Origin of the sequence: Ruminococcoides intestinale (genome assembly GCF_040095935.1) — a bacterium.
Classification (GTDB): domain Bacteria; phylum Bacillota; class Clostridia; order Oscillospirales; family Acutalibacteraceae; genus Ruminococcoides; species Ruminococcoides intestinale.
In genome coordinates this window covers 54,738-79,921 of sequence record NZ_JBBMFQ010000004.1, presented here as the reverse complement: position 1 = coordinate 79,921, position 25,184 = coordinate 54,738, and the positions used below count along the sequence as shown (strand labels likewise).

At 36.1% G+C, this 25,184-nt stretch carries 30 protein-coding genes; 18 read left to right on the top strand and 12 right to left on the bottom strand.

The window, feature by feature from the left end; all coding sequences use genetic code 11:
• Nucleotides 1–452 precede the first annotated feature (452 nt).
• Entirely contained in the window at nucleotides 453–1,739 is a 1,287-nt protein-coding gene (locus WMO31_RS08030; protein WP_367999487.1) for an IS256 family transposase, read from the top strand.
• 511 nt (nucleotides 1,740–2,250) lie between these two features.
• On the top strand, nucleotides 2,251–3,339 hold the full coding sequence (locus WMO31_RS08025; protein WP_298179435.1) for a hypothetical protein: 1,089 nt from the start codon (nucleotides 2,251–2,253) through the stop codon (nucleotides 3,337–3,339).
• Nucleotides 3,340–3,612: 273 nt separating this feature from the next.
• Here WMO31_RS08025 and WMO31_RS08020 read toward each other — a convergent pair whose 3' ends face one another.
• The 5 genes from WMO31_RS08020 to WMO31_RS08005 form a co-directional block, all read right to left on the bottom strand.
• Nucleotides 3,613–5,223: a recombinase family protein gene (locus WMO31_RS08020; RefSeq protein ID WP_298179432.1), complete on the bottom strand. Its 1,611-nt coding sequence runs from the start codon at nucleotides 5,221–5,223 to the stop codon at nucleotides 3,613–3,615.
• Between the two features lie 95 nt (nucleotides 5,224–5,318).
• A complete protein-coding gene (locus WMO31_RS08015) occupies nucleotides 5,319–5,483 on the bottom strand; it encodes a hypothetical protein (RefSeq protein ID WP_181984276.1) in 165 nt (54 codons plus the stop codon).
• Nucleotides 5,484–5,500: 17 nt separating this feature from the next.
• Nucleotides 5,501–6,967, bottom strand: coding sequence for a relaxase/mobilization nuclease domain-containing protein (locus tag WMO31_RS08010; protein WP_298179426.1), 1,467 nt, complete (start codon nucleotides 6,965–6,967; stop codon nucleotides 5,501–5,503).
• The gene (locus WMO31_RS11275; RefSeq protein ID WP_438871054.1) at nucleotides 6,967–7,278 is read right to left on the bottom strand and encodes a plasmid mobilization protein; all 312 of its coding nucleotides are present in this window, start codon (nucleotides 7,276–7,278) and stop codon (nucleotides 6,967–6,969) included. Before WMO31_RS11275 ends, WMO31_RS08010 begins: the two co-directional genes overlap by 1 nt.
• Nucleotides 7,279–7,501: 223 nt before the next feature.
• Nucleotides 7,502–8,584 carry an AAA family ATPase gene (locus WMO31_RS08005; protein ID WP_298179423.1) on the bottom strand — a complete coding sequence of 361 codons (1,083 nt, stop codon included), beginning with the start codon at nucleotides 8,582–8,584 and terminating at the stop codon, nucleotides 7,502–7,504.
• Between the two features lie 161 nt (nucleotides 8,585–8,745).
• Between WMO31_RS08005 and WMO31_RS08000 the strand changes: the two genes are divergently transcribed.
• The 16 genes from WMO31_RS08000 to WMO31_RS07925 all read left to right on the top strand — a co-directional run bounded on the left by WMO31_RS08000 (nucleotide 8,746) and on the right by WMO31_RS07925 (nucleotide 20,777).
• Nucleotides 8,746–9,888 (top strand): DUF6076 domain-containing protein, encoded by a 1,143-nt coding sequence (locus WMO31_RS08000; RefSeq protein ID WP_367999486.1) that lies wholly within the window; start codon nucleotides 8,746–8,748, stop codon nucleotides 9,886–9,888.
• 16 nt (nucleotides 9,889–9,904) lie between these two features.
• Nucleotides 9,905–10,723 carry a hypothetical protein gene (locus WMO31_RS07995; RefSeq protein ID WP_367999485.1) on the top strand — a complete coding sequence of 273 codons (819 nt, stop codon included), beginning with the start codon at nucleotides 9,905–9,907 and terminating at the stop codon, nucleotides 10,721–10,723.
• Between the two features lie 131 nt (nucleotides 10,724–10,854).
• On the top strand, nucleotides 10,855–11,928 hold the full coding sequence (locus WMO31_RS07990; protein WP_178777935.1) for a S66 family peptidase: 1,074 nt from the start codon (nucleotides 10,855–10,857) through the stop codon (nucleotides 11,926–11,928).
• A 10-nt stretch (nucleotides 11,929–11,938) separates the two neighbouring features.
• Complete coding sequence (locus tag WMO31_RS11270; protein ID WP_178777933.1) at nucleotides 11,939–12,148, top strand: hypothetical protein; 210 nt, start codon at nucleotides 11,939–11,941, stop codon at nucleotides 12,146–12,148.
• Between the two features lie 26 nt (nucleotides 12,149–12,174).
• Nucleotides 12,175–12,303 (top strand): hypothetical protein, encoded by a 129-nt coding sequence (locus WMO31_RS11265; RefSeq protein WP_298181560.1) that lies wholly within the window; start codon nucleotides 12,175–12,177, stop codon nucleotides 12,301–12,303.
• A 136-nt stretch (nucleotides 12,304–12,439) separates the two neighbouring features.
• Nucleotides 12,440–12,874, top strand: a complete 435-nt coding sequence (locus WMO31_RS07980; RefSeq protein WP_298181557.1) for a GNAT family N-acetyltransferase — start codon at nucleotides 12,440–12,442, stop codon at nucleotides 12,872–12,874.
• Between the two features lie 11 nt (nucleotides 12,875–12,885).
• Nucleotides 12,886–13,329, top strand: coding sequence for an aminoglycoside 6'-N-acetyltransferase (gene aac(6'), locus WMO31_RS07975; protein WP_298181554.1), 444 nt, complete (start codon nucleotides 12,886–12,888; stop codon nucleotides 13,327–13,329).
• 11 nt (nucleotides 13,330–13,340) lie between these two features.
• Nucleotides 13,341–13,850 carry a GNAT family N-acetyltransferase gene (locus tag WMO31_RS07970; protein WP_303693102.1) on the top strand — a complete coding sequence of 170 codons (510 nt, stop codon included), beginning with the start codon at nucleotides 13,341–13,343 and terminating at the stop codon, nucleotides 13,848–13,850.
• A gap of 142 nt (nucleotides 13,851–13,992) precedes the next feature.
• Nucleotides 13,993–14,613: a hypothetical protein gene (locus tag WMO31_RS07965; RefSeq protein WP_298181414.1), complete on the top strand. Its 621-nt coding sequence runs from the start codon at nucleotides 13,993–13,995 to the stop codon at nucleotides 14,611–14,613.
• Between the two features lie 40 nt (nucleotides 14,614–14,653).
• On the top strand, nucleotides 14,654–15,301 hold the full coding sequence (locus WMO31_RS07960) for an HAD family hydrolase (RefSeq protein WP_298181415.1): 648 nt from the start codon (nucleotides 14,654–14,656) through the stop codon (nucleotides 15,299–15,301).
• Nucleotides 15,273–15,398 carry a hypothetical protein gene (locus tag WMO31_RS07955; protein WP_298181416.1) on the top strand — a complete coding sequence of 42 codons (126 nt, stop codon included), beginning with the start codon at nucleotides 15,273–15,275 and terminating at the stop codon, nucleotides 15,396–15,398. The genes WMO31_RS07960 and WMO31_RS07955 overlap by 29 nt, the downstream gene beginning before the upstream one ends.
• Entirely contained in the window at nucleotides 15,395–16,642 is a 1,248-nt protein-coding gene (locus tag WMO31_RS11260; protein WP_438871053.1) for a GNAT family N-acetyltransferase, read from the top strand. The genes WMO31_RS07955 and WMO31_RS11260 overlap by 4 nt, the downstream gene beginning before the upstream one ends.
• A 34-nt stretch (nucleotides 16,643–16,676) precedes the next feature.
• Nucleotides 16,677–17,117, top strand: a complete 441-nt coding sequence (locus tag WMO31_RS07940) for a VOC family protein (RefSeq protein WP_298181418.1) — start codon at nucleotides 16,677–16,679, stop codon at nucleotides 17,115–17,117.
• A 26-nt stretch (nucleotides 17,118–17,143) separates the two neighbouring features.
• Nucleotides 17,144–17,602 carry a GNAT family N-acetyltransferase gene (locus WMO31_RS07935; protein WP_298181420.1) on the top strand — a complete coding sequence of 153 codons (459 nt, stop codon included), beginning with the start codon at nucleotides 17,144–17,146 and terminating at the stop codon, nucleotides 17,600–17,602.
• 104 nt (nucleotides 17,603–17,706) lie between these two features.
• Nucleotides 17,707–18,444, top strand: coding sequence for a methyltransferase domain-containing protein (locus WMO31_RS07930; RefSeq protein ID WP_298181424.1), 738 nt, complete (start codon nucleotides 17,707–17,709; stop codon nucleotides 18,442–18,444).
• A gap of 152 nt (nucleotides 18,445–18,596) precedes the next feature.
• Nucleotides 18,597–20,777 carry a KAP family P-loop NTPase fold protein gene (locus tag WMO31_RS07925; RefSeq protein ID WP_367999484.1) on the top strand — a complete coding sequence of 727 codons (2,181 nt, stop codon included), beginning with the start codon at nucleotides 18,597–18,599 and terminating at the stop codon, nucleotides 20,775–20,777.
• A 413-nt stretch (nucleotides 20,778–21,190) separates the two neighbouring features.
• On the opposite strand, the gene WMO31_RS07920 is transcribed toward WMO31_RS07925, so the two are convergent.
• From WMO31_RS07920 to WMO31_RS07890, 7 genes are read right to left on the bottom strand one after another with little or no spacing between them, the layout of a single operon-like run.
• Entirely contained in the window at nucleotides 21,191–22,030 is an 840-nt protein-coding gene (locus WMO31_RS07920) for a peptidoglycan recognition protein family protein (RefSeq protein WP_303667625.1), read from the bottom strand.
• Between the two features lie 2 nt (nucleotides 22,031–22,032).
• Nucleotides 22,033–22,248: a phage holin gene (locus tag WMO31_RS07915; protein ID WP_294038936.1), complete on the bottom strand. Its 216-nt coding sequence runs from the start codon at nucleotides 22,246–22,248 to the stop codon at nucleotides 22,033–22,035.
• Nucleotides 22,249–22,261: 13 nt separating this feature from the next.
• Complete coding sequence (locus tag WMO31_RS07910) at nucleotides 22,262–22,537, bottom strand: branched-chain amino acid ABC transporter permease (RefSeq protein WP_117839239.1); 276 nt, start codon at nucleotides 22,535–22,537, stop codon at nucleotides 22,262–22,264.
• A 3-nt stretch (nucleotides 22,538–22,540) separates the two neighbouring features.
• Nucleotides 22,541–22,789: a hypothetical protein gene (locus tag WMO31_RS07905; protein WP_367999483.1), complete on the bottom strand. Its 249-nt coding sequence runs from the start codon at nucleotides 22,787–22,789 to the stop codon at nucleotides 22,541–22,543.
• Nucleotides 22,790–22,803: 14 nt separating this feature from the next.
• Nucleotides 22,804–23,571, bottom strand: coding sequence for a hypothetical protein (locus tag WMO31_RS07900; protein ID WP_367999482.1), 768 nt, complete (start codon nucleotides 23,569–23,571; stop codon nucleotides 22,804–22,806).
• Entirely contained in the window at nucleotides 23,555–24,760 is a 1,206-nt protein-coding gene (locus tag WMO31_RS07895; protein WP_367999481.1) for a hypothetical protein, read from the bottom strand. Before WMO31_RS07895 ends, WMO31_RS07900 begins: the two co-directional genes overlap by 17 nt.
• 16 nt (nucleotides 24,761–24,776) lie before the next feature.
• A complete protein-coding gene (locus tag WMO31_RS07890; protein WP_117967690.1) occupies nucleotides 24,777–25,178 on the bottom strand; it encodes a DUF6711 family protein in 402 nt (133 codons plus the stop codon).
• Nucleotides 25,179–25,184: the final 6 nt, after the last annotated feature.

Below are 25,184 nucleotides of genomic sequence, written 5' to 3'. Positions count from 1 at the left end.
ATGTACGAATAGCGTAAAATACATGCAATGATAAAGTCATTTCTGGATAACAAAAAATACCCTACGGATACTATAGAATCAATAAATCGCAGACAAACGAATGCGACTTAGTTATTGAAAACAATAAACAAATCTTATTTCTTGAAATAAAAAACAGACATTTACCTGAAACATTTGAACAAGGCGATGATGTTAGTACTTTACGTTGTCTTGCTGAAGGTATGATTAAGGCCCAAATACAATGCTTGAAGCTTGAGTATTTTTAAAAAAAGAACGGAAACATTATTCTATAAGATGATAGTGATGAGGATAAACCTGTTACTTATCAATTGAACTGGAATAAAAGACGTATTATATGAGACCGCCGAGAATTTTGTGTAAAAGTGAATAATAGACTTCCTTTCAAGCAATAATGGAAATAGAAAAATTAAAGCTTGGAAGGAAGTTTTTTAATGGCAAAAGCACCGGCAGAAATGATGAGAGAATTTGTAAGAAGCCAGAATTTCACATCAACAGATGAAGTGATGACAGCGATGAAAGATATGTTCAAGGACATTCTTCAGGAGGTTATGGAATGTGAGCTTGCCGATGAGCTCGGCTACGAGAAAAGTGAAAGAACGTCGAATGATGAATATGGCAAAAAGTCGAAAAATTACAGAAACGGCTATTCGAAAAAGACGGTAAAAACGCAGATGGGCGAGCTTGAAATCAAAGTTCCGAGGGACAGAAACGGCGAATATGAACCCAAAATAATCAGCAAATACAACCGCAATGCAGACGGTATGGAAGAGAAAATTCTCTCACTTTATGCCTGCGGAATGAGCCAGCGTGACATTGCCGAACAAATCAAAAATCTTTATGATGTTGAAATCTCGCCTGAGCTTGTCAGCAAGATAAGCGAGAAGATTATGCCTGATGTTACAGCCTGGCAAAACCGACCTCTTGAAGCTGTATATCCGTTTATTTTTATGGATGCAATTCATTACAAGGTCAAGGAAAATCATCAGTATATCACGAAGGCTGCATATGTAGTTTTGGGCATCAATCTTGACGGTCAGAAAGATATTCTCGGAATATGGATTGGCGAAAATGAGAGCAGTAAATTTTGGTTGAATGTGTTGAATGAGCTCAAAACCCGTGGAATTAAAGATGTATTTCTGTTCTGCGTTGACGGTCTGACAGGTTTCAGACAAGCTATTGAAGCAGCTTTTCCAAATGCACAAATCCAGCGTTGCATCATTCATCAGATACGCTCAAGCACAAGGTTTGTCAGCTACAAACACATCAAGGAGCTGATGGTTGACCTCAAGAAAGTATATCAAGCAATCAGCGAGGAAGAAGCTATGAACAACCTGATTTTGTTCAAGGACAAGTGGGGCAAAATTTATCCCTCTTGCGTGAAAAGTTGGGAAGAAAATTGGGATATCCTATCCACGTTTTTCGCATATCCGCCCGAGGTTCGGAAGATAATATATACAACGAATATTATCGAAGGTTTGAACCGCCAGTTCAGGCAGATTACGAAGAACAAGCCATCATTCACGAATGATAACAGCCTGCGCAAAATGTTGTATTTAGCGTCGCAAAAGATTGTCGAACGCTGGACACAAAGATGTCGAAACTGGGATATTGTTTTGAGTCAGTTATCGATAATATTTGAGGACAGAATACCGGCTCGATTTGCCCCTGAAAATAGAATTTCCTGTCCGCAAAATGTTATTCACGCAAGGCATGTATAACATTCCACAGACAGGAAAGAAAAGTTGACACGGGGCAAATCAGAAAGCCTGATTACACCGCAATCCGCTGTTTTGTTATTGCTTGAAGGATTATTATTTACACAGAATTTTATGGGGTGCCTATTATTGCATTAGCATTTGTGCTCACGAATACTTATTCTTAACAAATAAGGGTTTTAGTAAAAATTCTTAGAAAGCTTATTAGTTTCCACATACCATGCGAATGATAAAAATAAAGAGAGTGAGTTGTATAATCCGAACAAAATGAGTAACGAATTAAAAAACATAGTAAATGAAATGTTTAAATCCGATATGAATCTTAATCAAGTGTTCTTTGATACATTGTTTAGGAGTACCCAACAGTTGCATGCCATATTGAGTGTAATTAACTCGTTGGATGAGTTTATACATTATTTAACCGAACCGATATATATCATGGATGGCAGTAATGATGTATATTGTCAGTTGCTCAGAAGTATTAAAATGACAAAAATGTAAAAGGAGATAAAATATGAGTTTACAACATGGTGACAAACTATTTGTATTTTATGATAATGACAAGATACCGAAGCACGGAAGGTATTCGTATTTCGGAACTGATTTTGGAACGGTATCTGGGTTTAGTCAGTATATAGACGGTTATATATTTGCTGCGAAAGTCTTATATAGCGAATTTGTTTCTTGTGATAGCTATAGGAATGATATTCTTGATACAATCATTTATCCACTATGCTTTAATTATCGTCAAATCATTGAGCTTTATATCAAATACTTATATTTCAAATATTCTGGAACAAATGATACTGATAAAGAGAACTTCGTAAAACGTGTGAGCCATAAACTCAATAAAGCGTGGTTAGAAGTAAAACCTTATTTGCTACCGTTGCTGTCCAAAATAAATAGTTCAATAGACATTACTCTCTTTGATGAGTTTATTAATGAAGTAGATTCTTTTGATACAGATTCTTTCCGTATGCGCTATCCTATCAAAAAGGATTTAACCCCTGTACATACTTCATCAGTTAAACTTGATGTCGTAGGATTGCATTCTAAAATGATTGATTTATTTAACTTGTTTCACAGACTAGATTGTGAAATTGAAAATGTGCTTATAAATAACGATTATAATGTAGAACTGACAAACAATATAAAACGTATTTATAATAAATATAAGGACGAAATAATCGAAGTCTCAAAAAAACTAAATAAACTAGCAGATAAGGAACAAACTGAATTAAAAGAACCACAAGCACATAGTATTGCTGACTATGTTGAAAGTGATTTATTCTATAATCCTCATAATACAGAGTTTGAAGATTTGATTATGAGGTTGCCATCCGAAAATGCCTTTATTCTAGGTTTGCTGATTCAGGTTGGTAGAAATATTGCTGACGGAAATTGCAAGTTGGCGGTAAACGAGGAACGAAAAAATGATTTTAATAAACTAATGGAAATAACATTGCAACAATGTGACTCGTTTATTTCTTTAAATGGTCTTTATTCAAATAGGGATATGTGCTATTCTCTATTTGAAAAAGGATATATAGTTTCTTCTAGATGGCTGAACCTCTCTCTTGAAATAATAGAAAGTGTTAGTTGATGTATATATTTATATATAAAAATCGGCAGCGGGCAACCCATAAAATTTTGTGTAAATAATCCTTCAAGCAATAACAAAACTGTAGAATATCCGCACCACAAAAAGCCCGATTTTATCGAGCGTGCTTTTTCCCATTTTTCATTGCTTAAATCGTTGGCAGACGCACAACCTTGGGGTTGAGACTTCTTGTATATTTACTACAAATTTAATTCTGTTAAATTATGCAATTGTCATAATTTTATATTTATAAAGGTCGTGTGTCTGCAAATCATTTTACCCTTGCAATATGAGATTATGTTCCACACCGCTTTTCCCGTAAATCTCATAATGTTTTGTAAATTTGGCTTTCAGATTAATTTCTATCCTCAGCTTTTTATCACTCTCGTAAATTTTGATTTCATCTACCAGCAACCGTAAATTTGCATCACTGATTGCTCCGTCCTTGATGATTTCTTCAATCAGGTCTACGGTTTTCTTCAACTCTGATTTGCGTTTCTTAATCGTTGTATTGTAGTATTTAATAGCTTCAATTTCTTCTGTTATCTGCTGTATATCTTCTTCGCAAGTTTTTAGCATTTCGGTATAGATTTCTGCGTGTTCCTTATCCCTGATGCGTTCAAGAAGTATTTCTTTTTGGTCGCTCTTGCGCTGTTCAAGCCTATCTTCCAGCTTTTTCAGCTTGTTATTAACCGTGTTTTTCTTCTTCATCCACTTCTTAACATTGGTTTCAATGGACTTGTAATTATCAATTGCAGAGTCCTTGACCCCTAGAATTTCCTTGTATATCAGTTCATCAAGATCCCTTTCGTTTACTCTATGCGGACTGCAATTCTCCTTGCCGTATCGGTGATAGCCGTTGCATACATATTCTATCCTATCAGGATGTTCTCGCCATTTTCTTGTTTTGCATACAAAACACGAGCCGCAGTCACCGCACTTGATAAGTCCTGCATATCTGTGACATGGTTTATTACTTCCTGCTCTTACATTTCTTTTAACTTTATCCGAGATTAAAAATTGTACCTGCTTCCACTTATCCTCATCGATAATGGCAGGTACAATATTTTCATGTCTGTATTGTTCCTCTTCGGGAAGATTCTTTCTGATGTGATTGATTTTATTGTTGTAGGTCTTGTGATTAACCACCGTACCTATGTAAAACTCGTTTTCAAGAATTCTCTTGACACCTTTGTTATCCCATAGGTATCTTCTGCCTATCTCGGGTTTGTTGTAGCCGAGATTCTTGCCGAATAGTTTTTTCTGATAGTATGCAGGAGATTTCACACCTTCCTCATTCAAGATTTTCGCTATTGCATTGAATCCGTAACCGCTTAAATACATATCAAAAATTCTACGGACAATTTCTGCGTGTTCCTCAACTATGACTATTTCGTTGGTATTCTTATCTTTGAAATACCCCATAGGCGGTGTCAGGACAAGTCCGTCCTTTAACTTTTGATTCATGCCTGCTCTGACTTTCTTTGAGATATCACGGGCATACATATCATTGAACAGTCCTTTAAAACCGATAATCAAATCGTCCGATTCGTTTCCTGTGTCAAGATTTTCAGTTACAGAAACTACATTGATTCCATTTTCCCTTAGGTAGTCAATGAATATTGCTGTTTGAGTTTTATGTCTGCCGAGCCGTGACATATCCTTTACAAGGATTGTTTCAAAGCTTTTCTTCTCAACCTCTTCATAGATTTTATTGATGCCCTCTCGATTGAAGTGCATTCCCGAAACATTATCGTCATACGACTCTCCCACGATTTCGTGATTGTTTGCCTTAGCATATTCGACTAATATATTTCGCTGATTTGTCAACGAGTTAAGCTCGGCATCTTCATCTCTTGACAGTCTGTAATACAACCATACTTTCATTTTGATTCTCCTCTCCGTTTTATCATCTGAATGTTGTGGTCACACCACCTCAGTGCAACCACAACATATCACAACTTGTTTCTAATATCCAGCTATCAAGCTGACTTTTTATCAATAATATTTTCATCATCGGGCAACAGATTATTTTCCGAAACATAATCCTTTATTACACTTTTCAGAAAAGTATTAAATTGCTCGTCTGTGCCTGTGTAGTTGTAAAATACAGATTCAATAATTACTGGTTCTGATTTTCTGCTCATAATCCTCCTTCCTTCGACTACATTTGCATAGTCGGACTGTCATCAGGTTCTTCATATTCAATATTTTCTTCTTTTGATATTGCACTTGCAATCAATCCGGCGGTAATACCAAGTAAAGTACCAATATCACTTCCGTTTTGCTCGGCTACAATCCGCTTTCTGCGTTCTTCTTCATCTTCCGATTCATCATCAATTATCCGAGAAAGTGATTCAGCAAGAGAGTTGATACTGCCGAGGACAGCACAGTTATTGCTATCCATTTTAATGTTGTCAGCAGAGTTGACTTCTTCACTTGTGACGCTATTGCCGATTCCAACTCCCGACCTTGTCGCAAGGTATTGTTCAAAAACTCTTCTTGACTCTTCCCAGCCTGTTCGATAGTTTTCGTCATCTGAGTTTGCACCGACCTGATTTCTTTCAGAGTCTGTTCCGAAATTTTCTTCAGCTCCGCCTGACAACCCTTCGAGATCAATTCCATATTGTCTTTGTTGATTTCCAGAATTCTCTCCAGATAGTCCACCATCTGGTCGTCCGTTGAGATTTTTGAAATCATATTGTACAGCTCCGGCTGAAAGGTTATTGCCGTTCTCAACAGATTGAGTTCCTCCTCTCTGACCTGTGACGGAATCGAAATCACTTTTGTTTCTCCCGATAGTAGCTCTATCGCTGTCAGCGAGTTGCTGTTCCTCTGCTTGAGATTTTCCAAAATATTGTTCTTGCCTGTATCTGAATTCATTTTCCATACTTCCTTTCAAATATTTATCGTTGTGCAGTTTAATATCTCTGCACTTCATTTTATTCGGGCATTGATAGGTGATGTATTTCCTGCCATCAGTCCAAGTCACCGAATAACCCATAATTGACATTGCGTTTATGAAATCCTCCTTGCTTCCGCTTATGTTCATAGCTTTGTCTATGTCATTCATCAGTTTGAATTTCCAGCTCTGACCTTTGACTGCGGTGCGGTATTCTCTTGTAGAGATTTTAATACCGTTCTTGCTGTAAGCCTCAAGAGTTGAAAGGCTATGCTGTCTGCAAATTTCATCGCTCAATGCTCGTAATGATTTGAGTGTGTTTGGATTCTGACGGAGTTTTTTACCATTCTCAAAGCTGACAGAGTTGATAACAAAGTGAGAGTGGATGTGTTGTGCATCACAATGTGTTGCAACCAAAACTTCATATCCTGTCCACGCTTTCTCAGCAAACTCTAATGCAACCTCATGAGCTTTCTGCGGAGTAATATTTTCTTCGGGTGAGAAGGATTGAACATACTGGTAGAAATTCATACCGTCCGTCTTTTTATACGATTTCTTTGTTGCTAGGAATTCTGAAAAAACATTCTCACCGTCACAGTTAATTCCGCTGATAAGTCTTTGATTTAAAATTTCATCATAGACTTTCTTATCCTGACAACAGTAATCAATTACACCTTTCATCGCACTGATTGATTGTTTTGACTCACGAATATATGTCACGGTCGCCATCACTTTTCCTCCGACAGTTTTATGATTGCATCATAGATTTTTCTTTGCATAGCAATCATCTCACTAAAGTTGTAGGAATTACAAGCACCACTGTTTATCTTTCTTGTTATCTGATTAAGATTGTTTCCAATCCTTTTCAGCTCAACTAGTAACGGTTGTAAATCAATAACTTTTATTTCGGTATGCAATGAAGATTTCAAAATATATTCAGTCAATGTCAGATGAGCTTTCTTTGACTTTTTACAGATTGCAGATTTTTCAGCTTGAGTTAATCTGATACTTAAGGTTTGATTTCTATTACGATTTTCTATTTTTATGCACCTCCGTATTAATGTGGGTCCGGGCTTTGCTCGGTTTTATGCGTTCGGCGGACAGCCGGGCGCTCTGCTTGCCCCGGACAAGTCCGGGAAATGAAGCCCCAACCTCAGCTACTAAAAATAAAATTTCAATTCTGCCGTAAATCCGCCCCAATTGCGATTTTTACTTGCAGTCGGATACTTCCTCCACCTCTGCAAAATAATCGCACAAATCGGCTCACGTTGGCTGACACAGCTCGTCAGGGTCGCAAGTGACGAAAGAAACGCAAGTTTTGGCACTAATAATATTTCCGTCATTTAAGGCACTTGAGTCACTATCGGGCATATAGTGAACATTTACAAACCTTTTACCGTTACTTCTGTATGAGCTAAAGTAAATGTCATTGCTCTCTAATTCGTAACGCCATTTATTCATCATCTGTTTTAACGCTTTTGCAGAGATTTCCTTACGGCAGAAAGAATTAAATTCTTCTGCGAACTCAGAGTTCGTCCCCTTGAAGACAATCTTTTGTTTCATAAATTCAATTAACGAATTCATTTCTTCCGGCAAAAGTATTTCAGGACTTTCTACACTGTCCGAAACTAAATTCCACATATGATTGTCTTTTGAAAAGTTCAGTTCCAACTCTCTGTATTCAATATCCCTGCCCGTGCAAATCATAGTTGCGTTGTTCTGACTTCTCTTGCTCTTATCAAGAATAAATGTTGTATCAACCGCACCGCTGATTCCTGTTGTGCCTGAGATTTTATTCAGAGGATCATTGTCACCTTGCTTGCGCAGATGATGTACAAGCAGAAGAGAAATTTTCAGCTTGTCCGCTAATCTTTTTAGTTCCTCAATTTCCTGATAATCATTTGCGTAAGTAGTATCCTTATTTTTACTTCGTATCATCTGAAATGTATCTATGACAACCAGAACCGTATCTTTATGCTCTGCGACAAAACTTTCAATCTGTTCTACAAGTCCGTCCGGCAGCGAACACGAAGATGTTGCAAAGAATACTTTGTTCGGAACTTCATCTGTAATTTCATTTAGCCTTTGTTGGATTCTGCTCAAATTGTCCTCAAGACAAAGATACAAGGTAGTTCCCTTCGTAGTTTTAAAATTCCACACCTCCTCTCCTTTGGCTATGCGAACACACCAATCAAGTACTAACCACGACTTACCTATCTTCGGAGCACCGCAGAGCATTGATACTCCCTGCGGAAGCAACGAGTCAATGCAAAAGCTTATCGGCTTGATTCGCATATCCATTAATGTTTCACCGTCAACGACAACAAGCTTTTTGTTGTTACGCACTATAACTACTCCTTCCATAAAATATTGAAAGCTTTTTACTCTCAATATATAAATGTCAGAAATTTTCAAAAAAACCTAAAAGTCCGTGACAACACAATTTGCTTTCCTGAATACTTGTGATTTTATTTTCAAAGTGATATAATATAAACGGAGTTGATACTATGGACTTTAAGGACAATGTACTGAAAAAGCTGAATACAACTAATCTTTTTAGCGTCACATATAGAAAAGATAAGTTTGCAATCAGCGATAAAGAATATCCTATCGGTTACACAAGTTTTCTTGTAATGGATACCGATAGTCGCTTTATTGATGAAAGTATTTTTGAAGATTTAAAAAATTTCACAGAAGAATTATTAAATAAGGATTTTAACAGAACCGATTTTTTAAATTATCGTGCAAAAATAATTTCAGTTATTGATGTTTTGAGTCAATATGAAATCTTTAAAATATTTGACATCAAGAAATGCAAAGAAATAATCAATGAGTTTTTCACAGAAGAGAAAATCAAACTTTATGAGGAATATGAACGATTCACAAAGGATGAATATAGAATAAAGATTTCAGAAAAATTAGATGAGTTAGTCAAAGCATCTGTTGATTTAGAAACGGCTTTCTTAATCGGTTTCTTTATTTCATCTGCTGTAAAGGAAGTAAAATATTATTCATCTGTCGTGTTTCAGATTACAAATAAAATAGTAAAAAATAACGCACGAACAAAAGCAGAACTCGCAGAAGCGTTCAATGATTTTATAAACGATCCGTATATGAATTTTATATTTGACGTTAACAGCCATCCATTCGGCACGAGAGCAACAATAATCCCGGTAGTTGAGTCTGAAAACGGAACAAGTAAGATTTTACGGAAGGTTTATTACAATAATCTGAAAGACTTTCTGATGACGGATTTATTTGAAGGCTACATTCACGGTCACTATCTTTGGAGATGCGATATCTGCGACAGATATTTCTTTATGACCACAGCTCGCAATCAACTGTATTGCAGTACGGTAAATAAGAAGTACGGTGTGCCTTGTTCGTACATTGCAAAACACCCGGAAGTCACAAAAAGGAAAATGAAAAAGCAGAGAAAATCCGACAGTCCGTATTATGTTCTATGGAAAAACCGTTACGATTCTATTCGCAAAAATAAAAGCCTCAGCAAATACAGTGCGGATGTATCTGCCAAGGCAAAGGAGCTTATTGATTATTATTTCAATTTGGCTAATGTTGATTTTGACTATGCCGAAAATCAATACGAGAAGGATATGGAGCTTTCAAAAATATATGAGGAGGCTATGTAAGATTAAGGAAAATAAAATGTATCAGCTTGATTACGTTCCAATCAAGCCTGCTAACTTGAATGATTATTTTGTACGCTACAAAGAAACAAAGGACGAAAAATACTTTAATGAATTTCTCTATTTTTATGAGCCTGTACTCAACAGAAATGCCCAACTGTTTATAAATAAATACAGCTTGGATAATAACAGAATTAACGACTTGAAACAAATCTTTTCATCTCTGCTGTGGAGCGAACTGCAAAGCTATAATTCGGATATACCTTTACTGCAACTGATAAAATATAAAGTTCTCAAGGCTTGGCACGAATATGTCCGTACTGTCTGCGGTAATGTACATATTGATAATTATAATCAGTATCTGAATTTACGTAAAGTAGCATTGCTGTACTCTCAACAGCCTAATGACAAACCACTTGAAGAAGCAGTCACAGACATTGCAAATGAATTAAATATTTCTGAAAATACAGTCCGTAACTGCATTATTACTTCAACTCAGTTTAAGCAGAACAGCAATCTTGATATTCACAATAAAGATAATGAAAATTATTTCAATCTTTCAATCACTGATGTTGAAATAAATACACTGTCCCCCGAAGATATATATTTCAAAAACGAACAGAGAGAAAAGTTAAAAACAGCTTTGAGCAAACTCAAGCCACAGGATTTAAGATTGATTGAGTTAGTATTTGGTATCTGTCCCAACTGCCTGAAAAGCAAGGAGAAAACAACAACCCGTGAAGCATCATTGAGAGTTGGTCTGACAGCCGAAGGTGCAGAAAAAAGATTAAAGAAAATCTTGAAACAATTAAAAGAAGATTTTCAAAAACAACTATGATATAAACCACACTCTCGATTTGTTATTTGATGCGATATTTTTAGTGTTTTGATTTTTAAATTAATTGCTACATTCCAGCTTTTATGATAGAATTTAAGTAAGATTTTGAAAATTATATAGGTGAACTTATTATGATAAAACCAAAGAAATTACAAAAGGGCGATAAAATAGCAATAGTATCCTTGTCAAGCGGTATTATGGGCGAGGATTTTTGCAGGCACGAATTAGAGATAGCATTAAACCGCTTAAGAGGTTACGATTTAATGCCTGTAGTGATGCCAAATGCTTTAAAGGGTTTTGAATATCTGAAAAATCACCCTGAAAAGCGTGCTGATGATTTGAAGTTAGCTTTTTCAGATAAAGACATAAAAGCCGTAATTTGCTCAATCGGCGGTGTGGATACATACAAGCTTACACCATATCTCATGAATGACAAAGAGTTCATAGAGAATGTTAGAAAACACCCGAAAATTTTCACTGGGTTTTCAGACACAACAATCAACCACCTGATGTTTCATAAAATCGGTATGAGTACCTTTTATGGTCCTAATATTTTATGCGATCTTGCGGAGCTTGATAATGATATGCTTCCATACACCAAAGAATACTTTGAGCTTTTCTTTAATTGCAGTGGAAGTTTTGAAATAAAGTCCTCTGATACTGTTTATTATGACAGAAAAAGCTATGGAAAAGAAGAAATTGGAAAGCCTAGAAAATCTACTAAAGAAAATTTCGGTTACGAGATTTTAAACGGTAGTGGAGTTGTAACAGGACAGTTGCTCGGCGGTTGTATTGAGAGCATTTACGAAGCCTACAACAGTTGCAGATACGCAGATGAATTTGACGTGCTAAATAAATACGATATCTTGCCAAATGTTGAGGATTGGAGAGGCAAAATTATGTTTCTTGAAACAAGTGAAGTAAAGTCTTCACCTAAAATGCTTAAAACAATGCTCGATTTCTTTATGAATAAAGGTATATTCAATCAAATCAACGGTTTGATTGTCGGCAAACCCTTCGATGAAATTTATTATGATGAATATAAGGTTGTATATAAAGAAGTGTTCAAAGGTACAAATGTTCCCGTTATGTATAATCTTAACTTTGGTCATTGTCAGCCGAGATGTATTTTACCTTATGGCATAACAGCAGAATTGAATGTTGATTATAGAACTTTAACAATACTTGAAAATACATTTAATTAGAGATTGAAATATGGATATTTGGAACAAATTATGCGAAAAAGCAAAGCAGGAGTACCATCCTGAAGATGTATCTCCGTTTGTTATGGCTCATCACGTTGTATGCGCTCTGGAAGCTGAAAACGGAGAGATATTCACAGGCTTTTGCATTGAAAGCTGCAGCGGAGTTATGAATTTATGTGCTGAGCGAGTAGCTGCACTTAATATGTATATGAACAGCTGACAGACTGTTGTAATCTGATTGCATTTATGGATAAAGCCCCATACGGCGAGGGTGACGGAATACCCTGCGGAGTATGCAGAGAGTTCTTTATGCAGCTTAACGAGAAAAATGAAGATATGGAAATAATGACTGACTTTAAAAAAGGGAGACTGTGATATTGAAAGAGATTACTCCATTTTGGTGGGGTAAGGAATGCTATAAAAATGCAAAAAAGGACAGTTGATATATGAACTTATTTGGTGAAATAATTTAAATATATATTGTTGAATGTGCATAATTACGGTGATGAAAATGATTAGAAAAATCAAAACAGACGAACTAAACAAGTTACTTGAATTATATACGCATTTGCATGAACTTGGTGTTCCTGAGCATAGTGAACATTTAGAGAAAACTTGGAATGCAATTTGCAACGATGAAAATCATCATATTATTGTTTGTGAGGTTGACGGCAAAATTGTTTCTTCCTGCGTGTGCGTTATAATTCCGAATCTTACAAGAAATATCCGACCCTATGCTTTTATAGAAAATGTGGTTACTCACGCTGATTACAGAGGAAAAGGCTACGCAACAGCGTGCCTGAATTATGCGAAAGAACTTGCACAGAAATCAGATTGCTACAAAATGATGTTACTCACATGTTCAAAGAACGATAAAACATTAAACTTCTATAAAAAAGCAGGCTACAACTCCGAGGACAAAACTGCTTTTATTCAATGGTTATAGGGAGTTATGTTATGAAAATAGAGTACAGAAAAGCTACGAATGCTGACAGTGAAGCTATCGCTTTATTAGCTGTTCAGATGTGGGCAAGCCATACAGTAGAAGATTTGTCAAATGTTTTTTCTTCATTAATGGAAAGCGATAATAATGCTTTATTCCTGTTGATTATTAACGGAACTATAGAAGGATTTGCACAATGTGGATTAAGGCACGATTATGTAGAAGGCACAAACAGCAGTCCGGTAGGATATTTAGAAGGAATTTTTGTACAAGAAGAATATCGAAAACAAGGCTATGCAAAACAGCTTTTGAACTACTGCGAGAAGTGGGCAAAGAAAAAAGGTTGCAGTGAATTTGCCAATGACTGTGAACTCGATAATGAAATCAGTCGGCAATTTCATATAAATTTAGGCTTTGACGGAGCAAATAGAATAATCTGCTTTTCAAAGAAAATATAGTGAGGAAAACAATGAAAATACAGTATAGAAAAGCAACTTTAGAGAATTTATATGAAATAATGGAGCTTATCAAATCCGCTATAATTAATATGAATCAAGCTAAAATATATCAGTGGGATGAAATTTATCCCGATGAAGCCACTATAAAATATGATATTGAGAATAATGATTTATTCATAGGCATTGTTGACGGAAAGATTGCTGTAATTTATGTAATAAACAATTCCTGCGATAAAGAATACAATAACGGTGATTGGCAGTATCCAGATACAGAATATAGAATCATTCACAGGCTTTGCGTTCACCCTGATTTTCAAAATAATGGTATCGGCAAAATTACAATGGAATATATTGAATCCAAACTTAGCAAAGCTGGTATTGAATCTATACGACTGGATGCTTTCAACAAAAATTCTTATGCACTAAAGCTTTATAAAAACCTCGGCTACAAAATCGTAGGCTATGCCGATTGGCGTATGGGAAGATTTTATTTAATGGAGAAATTTTTAGCTGGCAACTGATTATGGACTTACGAGGAACCTTTAACAAAATGGATACAATTGCGTTTATTTTTCTATTACCTTATGAGCGAGTTTGTAGTATAATTCGTTCAGAGTATTACCATTTTGATAAGTATTTTTTAGCAAAACTTATGGAGGCATTATGATTAACGCTTTAACTTACGAGGAAATGATAAAAAAGATAAATAGTAATTATATTGAAAGGGGTCTAAGGAACGATTATATAGGTGTTTTTATTACGCGTCCGGATTTGGAGTCCGGAAAAAGCATATTGAATAGCTTGAATTATTACCATCATTTAACCGGCAGAAATGTTAATTTTTATCTTCCAGGATTCGGCTCGTATTGGGGTGAGAATTATCCTGATAAGGAAACTGTCGCAAAAATTGATGGAACAGAATGGTACTTTAGTAACGAACAATTTGTGAAATTCACGAGAAAACTTGAAAGAAAAACAAAATGGGTTTATTCAGGGGAGAGCGAGCTAATACTATTGCCTTTAATCGACGGAAAAATATATTTTCAGAAGATTTTAATATTTTACTTAGACGATATGCTAAGAGATGGAGCAATCAAATCCGTATCTGCTTTCTTTCAACAATTATCAAGACTTTTTGAAAGTAAAAGTACATTAAGCGAAATACATGTGGCTTTACGTAAAGATAATGCTATTGAGTTAATTAAAGGAGCTATTCTAAAAAATTTACCCTACGGTATCGGAGATGTAATTACTAGAGAAAATTATTTCGTTATAATGAATTGATACGATGTTTAGAATATAAGTTGAATTTGGTGATAATAAGATGAAAAACATTAAATGGATTTTCTTTGATATAGGCTCAACACTTGTTGACGAAAGTGTTGCTTTCCGAAAAAGAGTTGAAAAGACCATAGCAAATACAAATGTTAGTTATGATGATTTTTACAGCAAAATGGTTGAGATTTCAAAATACAATCAAAATGGCTACCATAAGGCACTTGAATATTACGGCTTGACTATGGCTCCTTGGAACAGTGATGACGAATTTGTATATCCTGAAGCGGAAGAATGTTTAAGAAAGTTAAGCGAGAAATATAAAATCGGAATTATTGCCAATCAGATCTTTGGCAGTGAAGAACGGTTAGAAAAAATCGGCTTGCTTAAATACATAAACCTTGTTGTAGCTTCTGCCGAGGAGGGTGTAGCAAAGCCTGACTTGCGTATCTTTGAAATTGCTCTAAGTAAAGCTGATTGCAAGGCAGAAGAAACGGTAATGGTCGGTGACAGGCTCGACAATGATATTGTACCTGCCAATAAAATCAGAATGAAAACTGTATGGATTAAACAGGGCTTTGGCGGACTTGCTGTGCCTATGGCACAAGATGAACAACCAAACTTCACAATTAGCAACTTAAACGAATTATGTGCATTGGAAGATATTTATGATACGAAAACCATATCCAAACGGTAAATTAAATGCGTTCAATGTAACTTATGATGACGGAGCGTTGCAGGATATCCGTTTTGTAGCATTTCTCAATTGCGGATATATGGAGAAAGAGTTATGAATTTAACAATTAGAAAAATGCATCCAAACGAATACCCTCTGCTTGGTGATTTTTTATATCAGGCAATTTATCAGCCGGACACAACAAACTTAGCACCGAAATCAATTATCAATAAACCTGAACTTCGGGTTTACATAAAGGACTTTGGAAAACAAAAGGACGATTATTGCTTTTGTGCCGAGGTTGATAACAGAGTCGTGGGAGCAGTATGGGTGCGTAATATCAATGGATACGGCAGTATTGACGATGTTACAGTTGAGTTTGCTATCTCGGTTTTTGACGAATATCAAAAAATGGGGATAGCCACTGCATTGATGAATAAAATGCTTATGCATCTGAAAGAACTGAATTATCCAAAAGCTTCTCTTGCTGTTCAAAAGGAAAACTACGCTGTCCGAATGTACCAGAAGGTCGGCTTTGAAATAGTTGACGAAAACGAACAGGAATATATTATGATACATAGGTTAGGTAACAAAATGACAAATAAAGATATATTAGAAATCGCATTACAGCAGTCAGCGTATGACTGCAACTGCGAAACAAAAGATTTTTTAGCTGAACACAACATTGTGTCGATATCCAAAGCAAACCCCAAAGCGAGGAAATATATTCCTTTGCCGTTTGAATGTGACCTCGTTTCATACGGCAATAATATAGTTGCTCAAACGAGTGAAAGAACAAAAGCGGTTGTTACAGAATATATCAACAAATACCTTGCGTACCGTTGCTTTGAAACACCGAATATCAATGTGCTAAACGAACTGCTTGCACCGTTTAATTTGAAGGTTTGCTTTATGGCAGAGTATTTCCTGCCTGATGTCACCAAGTTGAAAGAGCTTGATTGCGGATATGAACTGCGTGTTTTGCAGAAACAGGATTTTGCAGATTTGTATTTGGAGCAGTGGAGCAACTGTCTGACATTTGACGATAGAGAAAGAGATGTTCTGGCGGTTGGTGCATATGATGACGATAAACTGATAGGGCTTGCAGGTTGTTCTGTCGATTGCGAAACGATGTACCAAATTGGCGTTGATGTACTCCCCGAATACAGACGAAAAGGTGTTGCTTCTGCCTTGACAAGCAAATTATCCCTTGAAATCTTAAAGCTCGGCAAGGTGCCTTTCTATTGCGCCGCTTGGTCTAATATCAAATCGGTACGCAATGCAATCAAAAGCGGTTTCTATCCTGCGTGGGTGGAATTAACTGCCAGAGAAATTGATTTTGTAAACAATATAAATAAGTGAATATATCAGTGATTAACAATAAGGAGAAAATTTAATGCGATACGGCTCAATTTATTTGGTAGTTAAGGATTTTAATAAATCTCTTGATTTTTATGAAAAGCTCTTGGATATGAAGGTAAGTGCGAGAAACGGAGAACGCTTTGCTGTTTTCAACAACGATGGCTTGAATATCTGCCTTTTTAACGGCTATTATGATGCCGAACATCCTGAACAAATGGAAACAATAGGCGAATCGTATCCGATATACGATGATTCATTAGCTATCGTAAACAGCGCAAACAACAGAAAAGTATTTATCAATTTAGGTGTGCCTGATTTACAGGAAGAATACGATAGAATTGTTAATTTAGAAATTGCAACCGAATTAACGCCCATAAGATATCTGAATGTATTTTCTCCTTACTGGTATTTTACATTTATGGATCCTGACGGAAACCCTATTGAGATAACAGGAGGATATCAGGAAGAAAATTGATTATTGATTTTAGGAGTGAATTTTATATGAAAAATCTCGGAACAGTAACACTTGAAACAGAAAGACTGATATTGCGTAAAACAAGGCAGAATGATGCTGAGCAGATGTTCAGAAACTGGGCAAATGATGAGAGAGTAACCAAATATATGACTTGGCCGCCTTATGAAAGCGTTGAGCAATTAGAAACTACATATCACAAATTTTTGTTGGATAATCAGGGTAAGCCTGATTTTTATGACTGGAAAATAGAGCTGAAAGATATCTGCGAGCCTATAGGTGCAATCAGCGTGGTACAACTCAGAGAGAATATCGAAGCCGCTACAATCGGATATTGTCTTGGTTATAATTGGTGGCACAAAGGCATAATGAGCGAAGCTTTTAAAGAAATAATCAGATTCTTGTTTGAAAATGTAGGCTTAAATCGTATTGAAGCATATCATGATCCTCGCAATCCACACTCAGGAGATGTAATGAAGAAACGCTGATGGGATTAAGTCCTCACTTCTTGGTAGTCGGAAGAAAATAATTATTGATATAGCAAAGGAAGATAAGTATGACTAAATGGAATCCCACATAATATGAGAGATTTATAAAAGACAGAACACAGCCTGCTATTGATTTAGCAAACAGACTTGAAACACTTAATCCAGATAACATACTTGATTTAGGTTGCGGTCCTGGAAACAGCACAAAAGTCTTGAAAGATAAATATCCAAATTCACATATAATCGGAGCTGATAACTCTGAAGATATGTTAAAAAAAGCAATGGAATTATACCCCTATATAGAGTTTATCAAACTTGATGCAAACGGTGATTTGAATGATATAAGCGAAAAGTTTGATATAGTGTTTTCAAACGCCTGCATTCAATGGCTGCCAAATCACAGAGAGCTTTTGCCAAAACTGATGACACTATTAAAGCCAAACGGTATTCTTGCAATTCAGATACCAATCCAGCGTGAGCATCCTGTTCATATAATCATAAATCAGCTTTCCGAAAATCAAAATTGGAACGGAAAAATCGTTCCAAGACAATACAACAATCTAACAACCGAAGAGTACTTTGACGTGCTTTCCCATATTTCAAGCGATTTTGAAGTATGGGAAACAACCTATTGTCACCGTATGCCAAGCTATGAGAGTATTATAGAATGGTACAAAGGTACGGGTCTAAGACCATATCTCGAACAGCTTTCAGAATCAGATGCTAATAAGTTTGTTAATGATGTATATAAAGAATTGCAACAACGGTATCAAGTACAGAATAATGGTGAGATTCTGTTCCGTTTTCCGAGATTGTTTTTCATAGTAAAGAACAATTATTGATTTTTTGTAAGGAATTGTATTCTCGTTCATCACAAAATTTTTATAAATTATTATAACCATCCTTTATACACATTGATGTTGACGAAAATTTTTATGAAATAATTATACAAATGAACATGATATAAAAAATTTATCATAAAGGAATGAGAAAAATGTTTAATACAGATAAGCCAATTGATAACATTAGCTCTGACTTATTAAATAGAGCGTCTTTTTCAGAGCAACTCGCAAAAGCAATATTATCATACACAAATACAGATAATTTTACAATTAGTCTATGTGGCAAATGGGGATCTGGAAAGACTTCTATTCTTAATATGGTAGAAACATATATAAACACACTTACACAAAATTATAGTGAAGACGGAAAACCAATAATTGTACATTTTAATCCGTGGAATTATTCAGACCAAACTCAATTGATTACTCAGTTTTTTTCAACTATGCTTGCAGAGCTTAATGTTAATTCAAAGAGTGAAAGCCTGTATAAAGTTGGAAAAGCCTTACAAGAATATTCTACAGTTTTCGAATATGCAGAAAACATACCTGTTGCTGGAAAATATATAAAACCGATAAAGTGGATTATGGAGAAAACGGGAAAAAGGCTATCCAACGGCAATGATAACAACCTTAATAAAAAGAAAGAAGAAGTTACTAAGGCGTTAAGTCATCAAAGTCACAAATTCATCGTGATTATTGATGATATTGACAGATTAAACAATAATCAAATTAAACTGATTTTTCAGTTAGTTAATTCATTGGCTGGTTTTCCGAATCTTATTTATTTGCTTTCTTTTGACAGAGAAGTTGTTGTGAGAGCACTAAGTGAAGAGCAAAAATGCAACGGTGAAGAATACCTTGAAAAGATAATACAGGTACCATTCAATATTCCAGAAGCAAAAGGCGACTTAGTTCAGAGTGTTTTCTTTGAAAAACTGAATAAACTCTGGTTTGGCGAAATACCCTGTTCTGATTTTGAAAAAAGTTATTGGGATAATGTTTTCAATTATTGTATATCTCCCTTTATTAAAAGCATTAGGGATGTTAACAGAATAATTAATGTCTACCAGTTTAAATATAGCCTAATGCATGATGAAACAAATTGTATTGACTTACTCGCAATTACTACGCTTCAAATATGTGCCTCAAGTATTTACAACTGGATATATAAAAATACTGATAGTATTTGCGGAAGTATTTATACAAGAGGAATTTCTGGGGTTGAACAAAAAGAAGCATATAGCAAGAGATTAAAAGAATTTCGGCAAATATATGATAATCCGGAATTAATGATACAAATAGTACAGACTTTATTTCCAAAATTTTCATGGTTGACAGGAGGATATCATCACTCTGGGGATTCTGATGATGAGTTAAGAAAAAAGCAAAAGATTGCCTGTCGTACCCGTGCTGGTTTATATTTTAATTTATCGTTAGATGATGTAGCTATTTCAAGACAAGAAATATTAGAATCCATAAACGATTTTGATAGAGAAAAACTAAATAATTATTTTAACAAACTAATAAAAAACGATAAAATGCTTGAATATTCAAGAGAACTGCTCTCATATGTTCCTGATATACCAGAAAATAGAAAGTCAATATTTTTAAATGAACTCATTATAGCATTAACAATACCCTCAAATCATAAATCAAGAGGAATATTTAATCCTACTCCGAGTACATTTATAGCTAATTGCATATGGAAAATAATGAAAACATATTCTCAAGATGAAGCTGAACAAAGAATCATAGAGTTAATCAACTCTTATTCATCGGACGAATTATCAATTGTAGTTGATTTAGTACTTCAAATAGAATATTCTTATGGACGAATAGGTAGAGATATTGATTATAACTATAGAATGATTTCAGAAGAACAGCTAAGTAATTTGGAAAGAATAATAATAGATAAACTAATAGAATCTTCTAAAACTCTAAATCTATTTGACTTAACATATTTTTATCCTACATACATCTTCTGGCGTAATATTGATAAGGATTCATTAGATATTTATGTTAAGAAAGAACTTAGGATACCTTCTAATATTCCAAAATATCTTAAAATAACGGCAAATCATTGGAGTTCGGGACAAGGTAATGGATGGAGCTTTCAAAAAGATAATTTTGAAGGTGTTTTAAGCGACGAAGATGCCTATAATAGCATTGTATCACTCAAATCAACTCAAGTATTTTCAGAACTAGATGATGATGCAAAGAAATTGGCTATCGCATATTGTTTGTGGTATGAAAGAAAAGATGAAAAACTGAATAGAGTTGACGAAGATGAAGTAAATAAATATCTTAGTGAATGGGAATATGAAACACAATGAATTCCGTTTTTGTTAATAAAAGTAAGTTATTCAACTAACATAAAGTTAGTCAGAAGATTGTAGTCAAAACGTTATTATGATATAGTGTATGAATTAAAAGTGGAACATAAATATTCTTACACCGAAGTGGTGTAATCATCAGGTCCATGTGAAAGCAATTTCATGCAGGTTCAAGTCCTGTTACCTGCACCATAGCTTTTTACCCCAGTAAATACGATATTTACTGGGGTTTTGCTATACTTAAATCACTCTAAAACACGGAAAAATACATATCGTAGCTAACACACAGCTAACAAGTAGCTAACAAATCTACAAATAACAAATTCCCCTCACTCGCTTTTTTACGGCGGATGAGGGGGATTTTTTGCAATTATGTGTTTGTCAAGACATTAAAAATGTCCTTTAGGTTTTAATTAGCCAAGTGCTTTTTTTGCATTTGCGATTTTTTTATCTTTAGCCCAATTGCAATCATTGATAAGATGATAGATAGCATTGATTGTCTTCTCACCTACAATGCCATCAACTGTGACCTTACCTGCTCTCTGTGCTTCTTTTACAGCTTTCAGTGTACCGTCACCGAAACCGTTTGAGTTATCGACTTTTGTTTTGATGATTTTCATGTTATAAAGCGTAATTAACTGCTTTTTAAACGCGAGTGTAGCCGTATTGTGTGAGCCGTATTTAATCATTTCCTCATTCTCCTTATTTGATGTTTTACCGCCGAGCTGTGCAGTTACTTCGTCTGCAAGATTGCCAAGCCTGTTATAAAGCCAGTCACCTGGGCAAGATTTATTCGCAAACCACCTGTGTACAGTCAAGACCATTTCGCCTGATTTTGGCGAATAGTTTAAAGTCTTGTCCTGATTGCCAAACCAAAGCAGTTTAGTCTTGCCGTTACGCTTGCAAATGTCAACGCAGAGTGCAACGAGTTTGTTATACACCTTACTGTTCATGGTGTACGGAGCTACCGTGTCGCTTGCACATTCGATTGTGACTGCCCTCTGGTCATTTGCGTTTGATGAACTACACCAAGAGCGATTGCTCTCATCGACACAGAGCAACACTCTGCCGTCATAGCCGATTCCGTAGTTACAGCTTGCCTCACGAGCTGTGTCCTGAAAAATGTTTCCGAGTGTTTCGACACTGCACTGACCGACTACACAATGCGGAGTAATGCGGTCAATACTGTGTGTGCGTTTACCGCTGTGGTTTGGGCTTAATTTTGTGTAATTAACAAGTTTTGAATTACTCATAATTATTCCTCGCTTTCGTCTGTTTTGTTATATTTATAAGCTGACAAGCCGAGCAGAGCGCCTAAGAAGGTGTCAACGGCTGTGATAGTGCCTACAATCTGTTCGCCGTATGGCAAGCCCCAAATGCCTGCTACGGCAAAGTAAAGTGTACCGATTGCAGGCAGTACGATAAGAGCAATGTATTTAAGTACATCATAGATTTTGTTTGTCATTTTCATTATTATCATCCTTTCAATTTAAATCTTCCGCCGAATGTGCCGACTGGTTGAGGTACTTATCAATCTTATTGATAGCCTCGGTAACTCTGCCGTTACAACCCTGCTGTTTCAGACCATCAAGACACGCACGGAGTGCATACATTGTCAAGGTCTGCTCACCTTTGATTTTTTTGATTTCAGCGTTCTGCTTTTTGTTGTTTTCGATAAATTTAAAAACACCAAATACAACACCGCCAATTAAAGCTAACGCAGATATGATTTCTGCAAGCTGTACAATATCAATCTTCATCGCTTACATCTCACTTTCGACAGGCTCGTCAACGGTTGGATTGTCGCCCCAAACTGCCATGACGGCATTGTAATATTCATCAGACAGCACCGTTTTGAGCTGTTCTCTGCCCGATTTGCTGTTCATGTATGCGTTGCGGATGTTTCCGCCAACCTGCATTTCTTCACCGTTGAAGGTCAAAAACTGCTGTCTGAGTACCGAAACGCTGTCCTTTGTGAGCATATCAAGTGTGATTTTTTCTTTAAGTTCCATTTTTCATACCTCCGTTATTTAATTTTGTACAAGCAAATCACATTAATTTGCTCGCCGTCTGCAAATGTGTAAGCCGTCTTATCCTGAGTCGAAAACTGTAGCCAAGTGTTATTTTTCGGAATGGCAAATTTAAAGAGCTTGCCAAGGTTTGAAATACCGACACAAAAAACATTGTCCTCGGAAATACATTTGTACGGCAAATCAATCAGCGGACACATGCTATTGCCGCCAAGAGATACTGCGTTCATTTTGACCGTTGCACTGACGATTACGATGTCACCAATCGTCTTATATGTACAGTTTGCACTTTTGATTTTATCGGTGACGGTTGAATACGGTGTGAGTGTTGATGTACCACTTTCAATATTTGACGAATCGTATTTAGTCGCCAAGGCGGTTTTATCTGCTTTCACAAGCAGAGCATTGTAAACCGTACCGCTTGTGAGGTAACACGGGCTGTTATTTTTTGGTTCGCTGTCGAACGGCATTGAATTGAGCTTTTGGGCAAGTTTTTGGTCTGTTCTTTCCTTCGTATATGCGTCCGTAATTCCGTACCCTGCAAGCGTTGTCGATTTATTGGCTTTACTTGCAAGATTTGCGTCGGTCGTATCAAACCTTGCTCCAAGCGAATTTTGACCGCCTCTTGCTGTGGCTATTTCGGTTTCAAGTGCAATTGCTCCGTCCGTTGCCCGTTCAATCCCCTCGTCCATATGGTTGAGGTTGTCGGCATTGAGGGGCGGAGCAGAGCCGTTCACAAAGACAATTTTATTGTATTTGTTCATTTTCTTTTACTTCCTTTCCTAATCGTTTTTCGCCCTTTGACGTGAGGGCAGTTATAAATCCGTCCATTTTCTTATTGAACACAAATGTTTCGATTGTCGGCAAATCTTCAAACGGAGTTTTAATTGTGTACTTATCGCCTGCCTCAAGCCACCAATACGAAAACAGCTTAATTTTTGTCGGGCGGTATTTATATACATCACCAAAAAAATTAACAGAATTATATTTTGTGCCAATATCACTTGCTGTTGTTCTGCACCTCATCAAAATGTTATCGGAAACATACCACGAAAAATCGTTACTGTTGCCATACAAAAACGCTTTTTTATCAGCAAACTTAGCACTGTACATACGGATAGGCTCAAGTTCGTAATCTTCAAAGGATAAATCTTTGTACGAATCGATTGTTTCAACGGAAGATTGAGAATACAACCTTTTAAAACGCATTTTTCCGTCGGCATCTATAACGGCAAAGCTCAAAGTTAATTCTGCATAAGCTTGGATTAAATCTGACAAGGTAATGTCCTTTATAACCTTTTCCACGCAGGTATCATCAAATTTCAGCGGTACACTAAAGACAGATAAGCTCGGCGGTGAAACCCCTGTAATTGCATAATCTTTGGCAAATTCTGCGATTATTGAATAAAAGCTCTTAAAATTATCGTCTTTTTGATAGTGCGCATAACCATAAGCAAAGCTGCCGTCCTCGTTCTCTTTGCCTGCAAACCACAAAGACATATCCACCTTTGACATATCATAAAAAGCGTCATAGGCTGTGATTTTGACGATGTTACGCTGTTTTTTATCTCTTTGAGCCGACTGAATTTTTCCGTAGAAAACAGGACATTCAACCGTTCCTGTTTCGGCAGGACAAATAAGAGCATTTGACGGGTACAAATCATCTGACGGATACAGCTCCGATTCAAGATATGTTGCCATTATGATGACCTGTACCGTCTTTCCTATCAAAGCCGAGCAATCATAATCAATGAGTTTCACGCTCATTTCAGAGGCTATGCAACCGCCGAATTTCAATTCTTTTTCAACAATTTCATTTTCAAGCGAAAAGCTGTCAAGCACGATACTTTCACCTGTTATATCCTCAAAACTGCCGTCGGGGGAATGCAGGGCAACGGTGTTGTAAAGTGTGTTTGTTTTCAGCTTATCAGCAATTTCTTTAGATACAAGCATTTTTAAGAATCACCCCTTAATACTCAATCAGCTCAACAGTAATCGGCTGATAGGTTATATCATTCTTTTCGGCATTCATTACAGTATATTCAATATCAGGAATATAAAAATAAGAGGTGTAATAGCTGTTCGTTTCATCGTTCCAATAAGTTACCCTGCACTTTCTCTGTAACTTATTCGCCATTGAGAGGTTGATAATCGACTGAAAATCAATCTTTTCGTCAAGATGAAGAATGTGAGTTGAAAACGAAATTTTTGTTTTGTAATTTGGCAGCGTTGCCCTTTGAAGCGTACCGTTCTGATCTCGTTCCGCAGAAGTTTCAAGTCGCTGATTCGGAGTTGATGAAAATGCGGTAATGTACTTATTCGGCATTATGTTGTTGCCGAATTTAAGCAAATAGCCGTTATAATTTGACATATCATC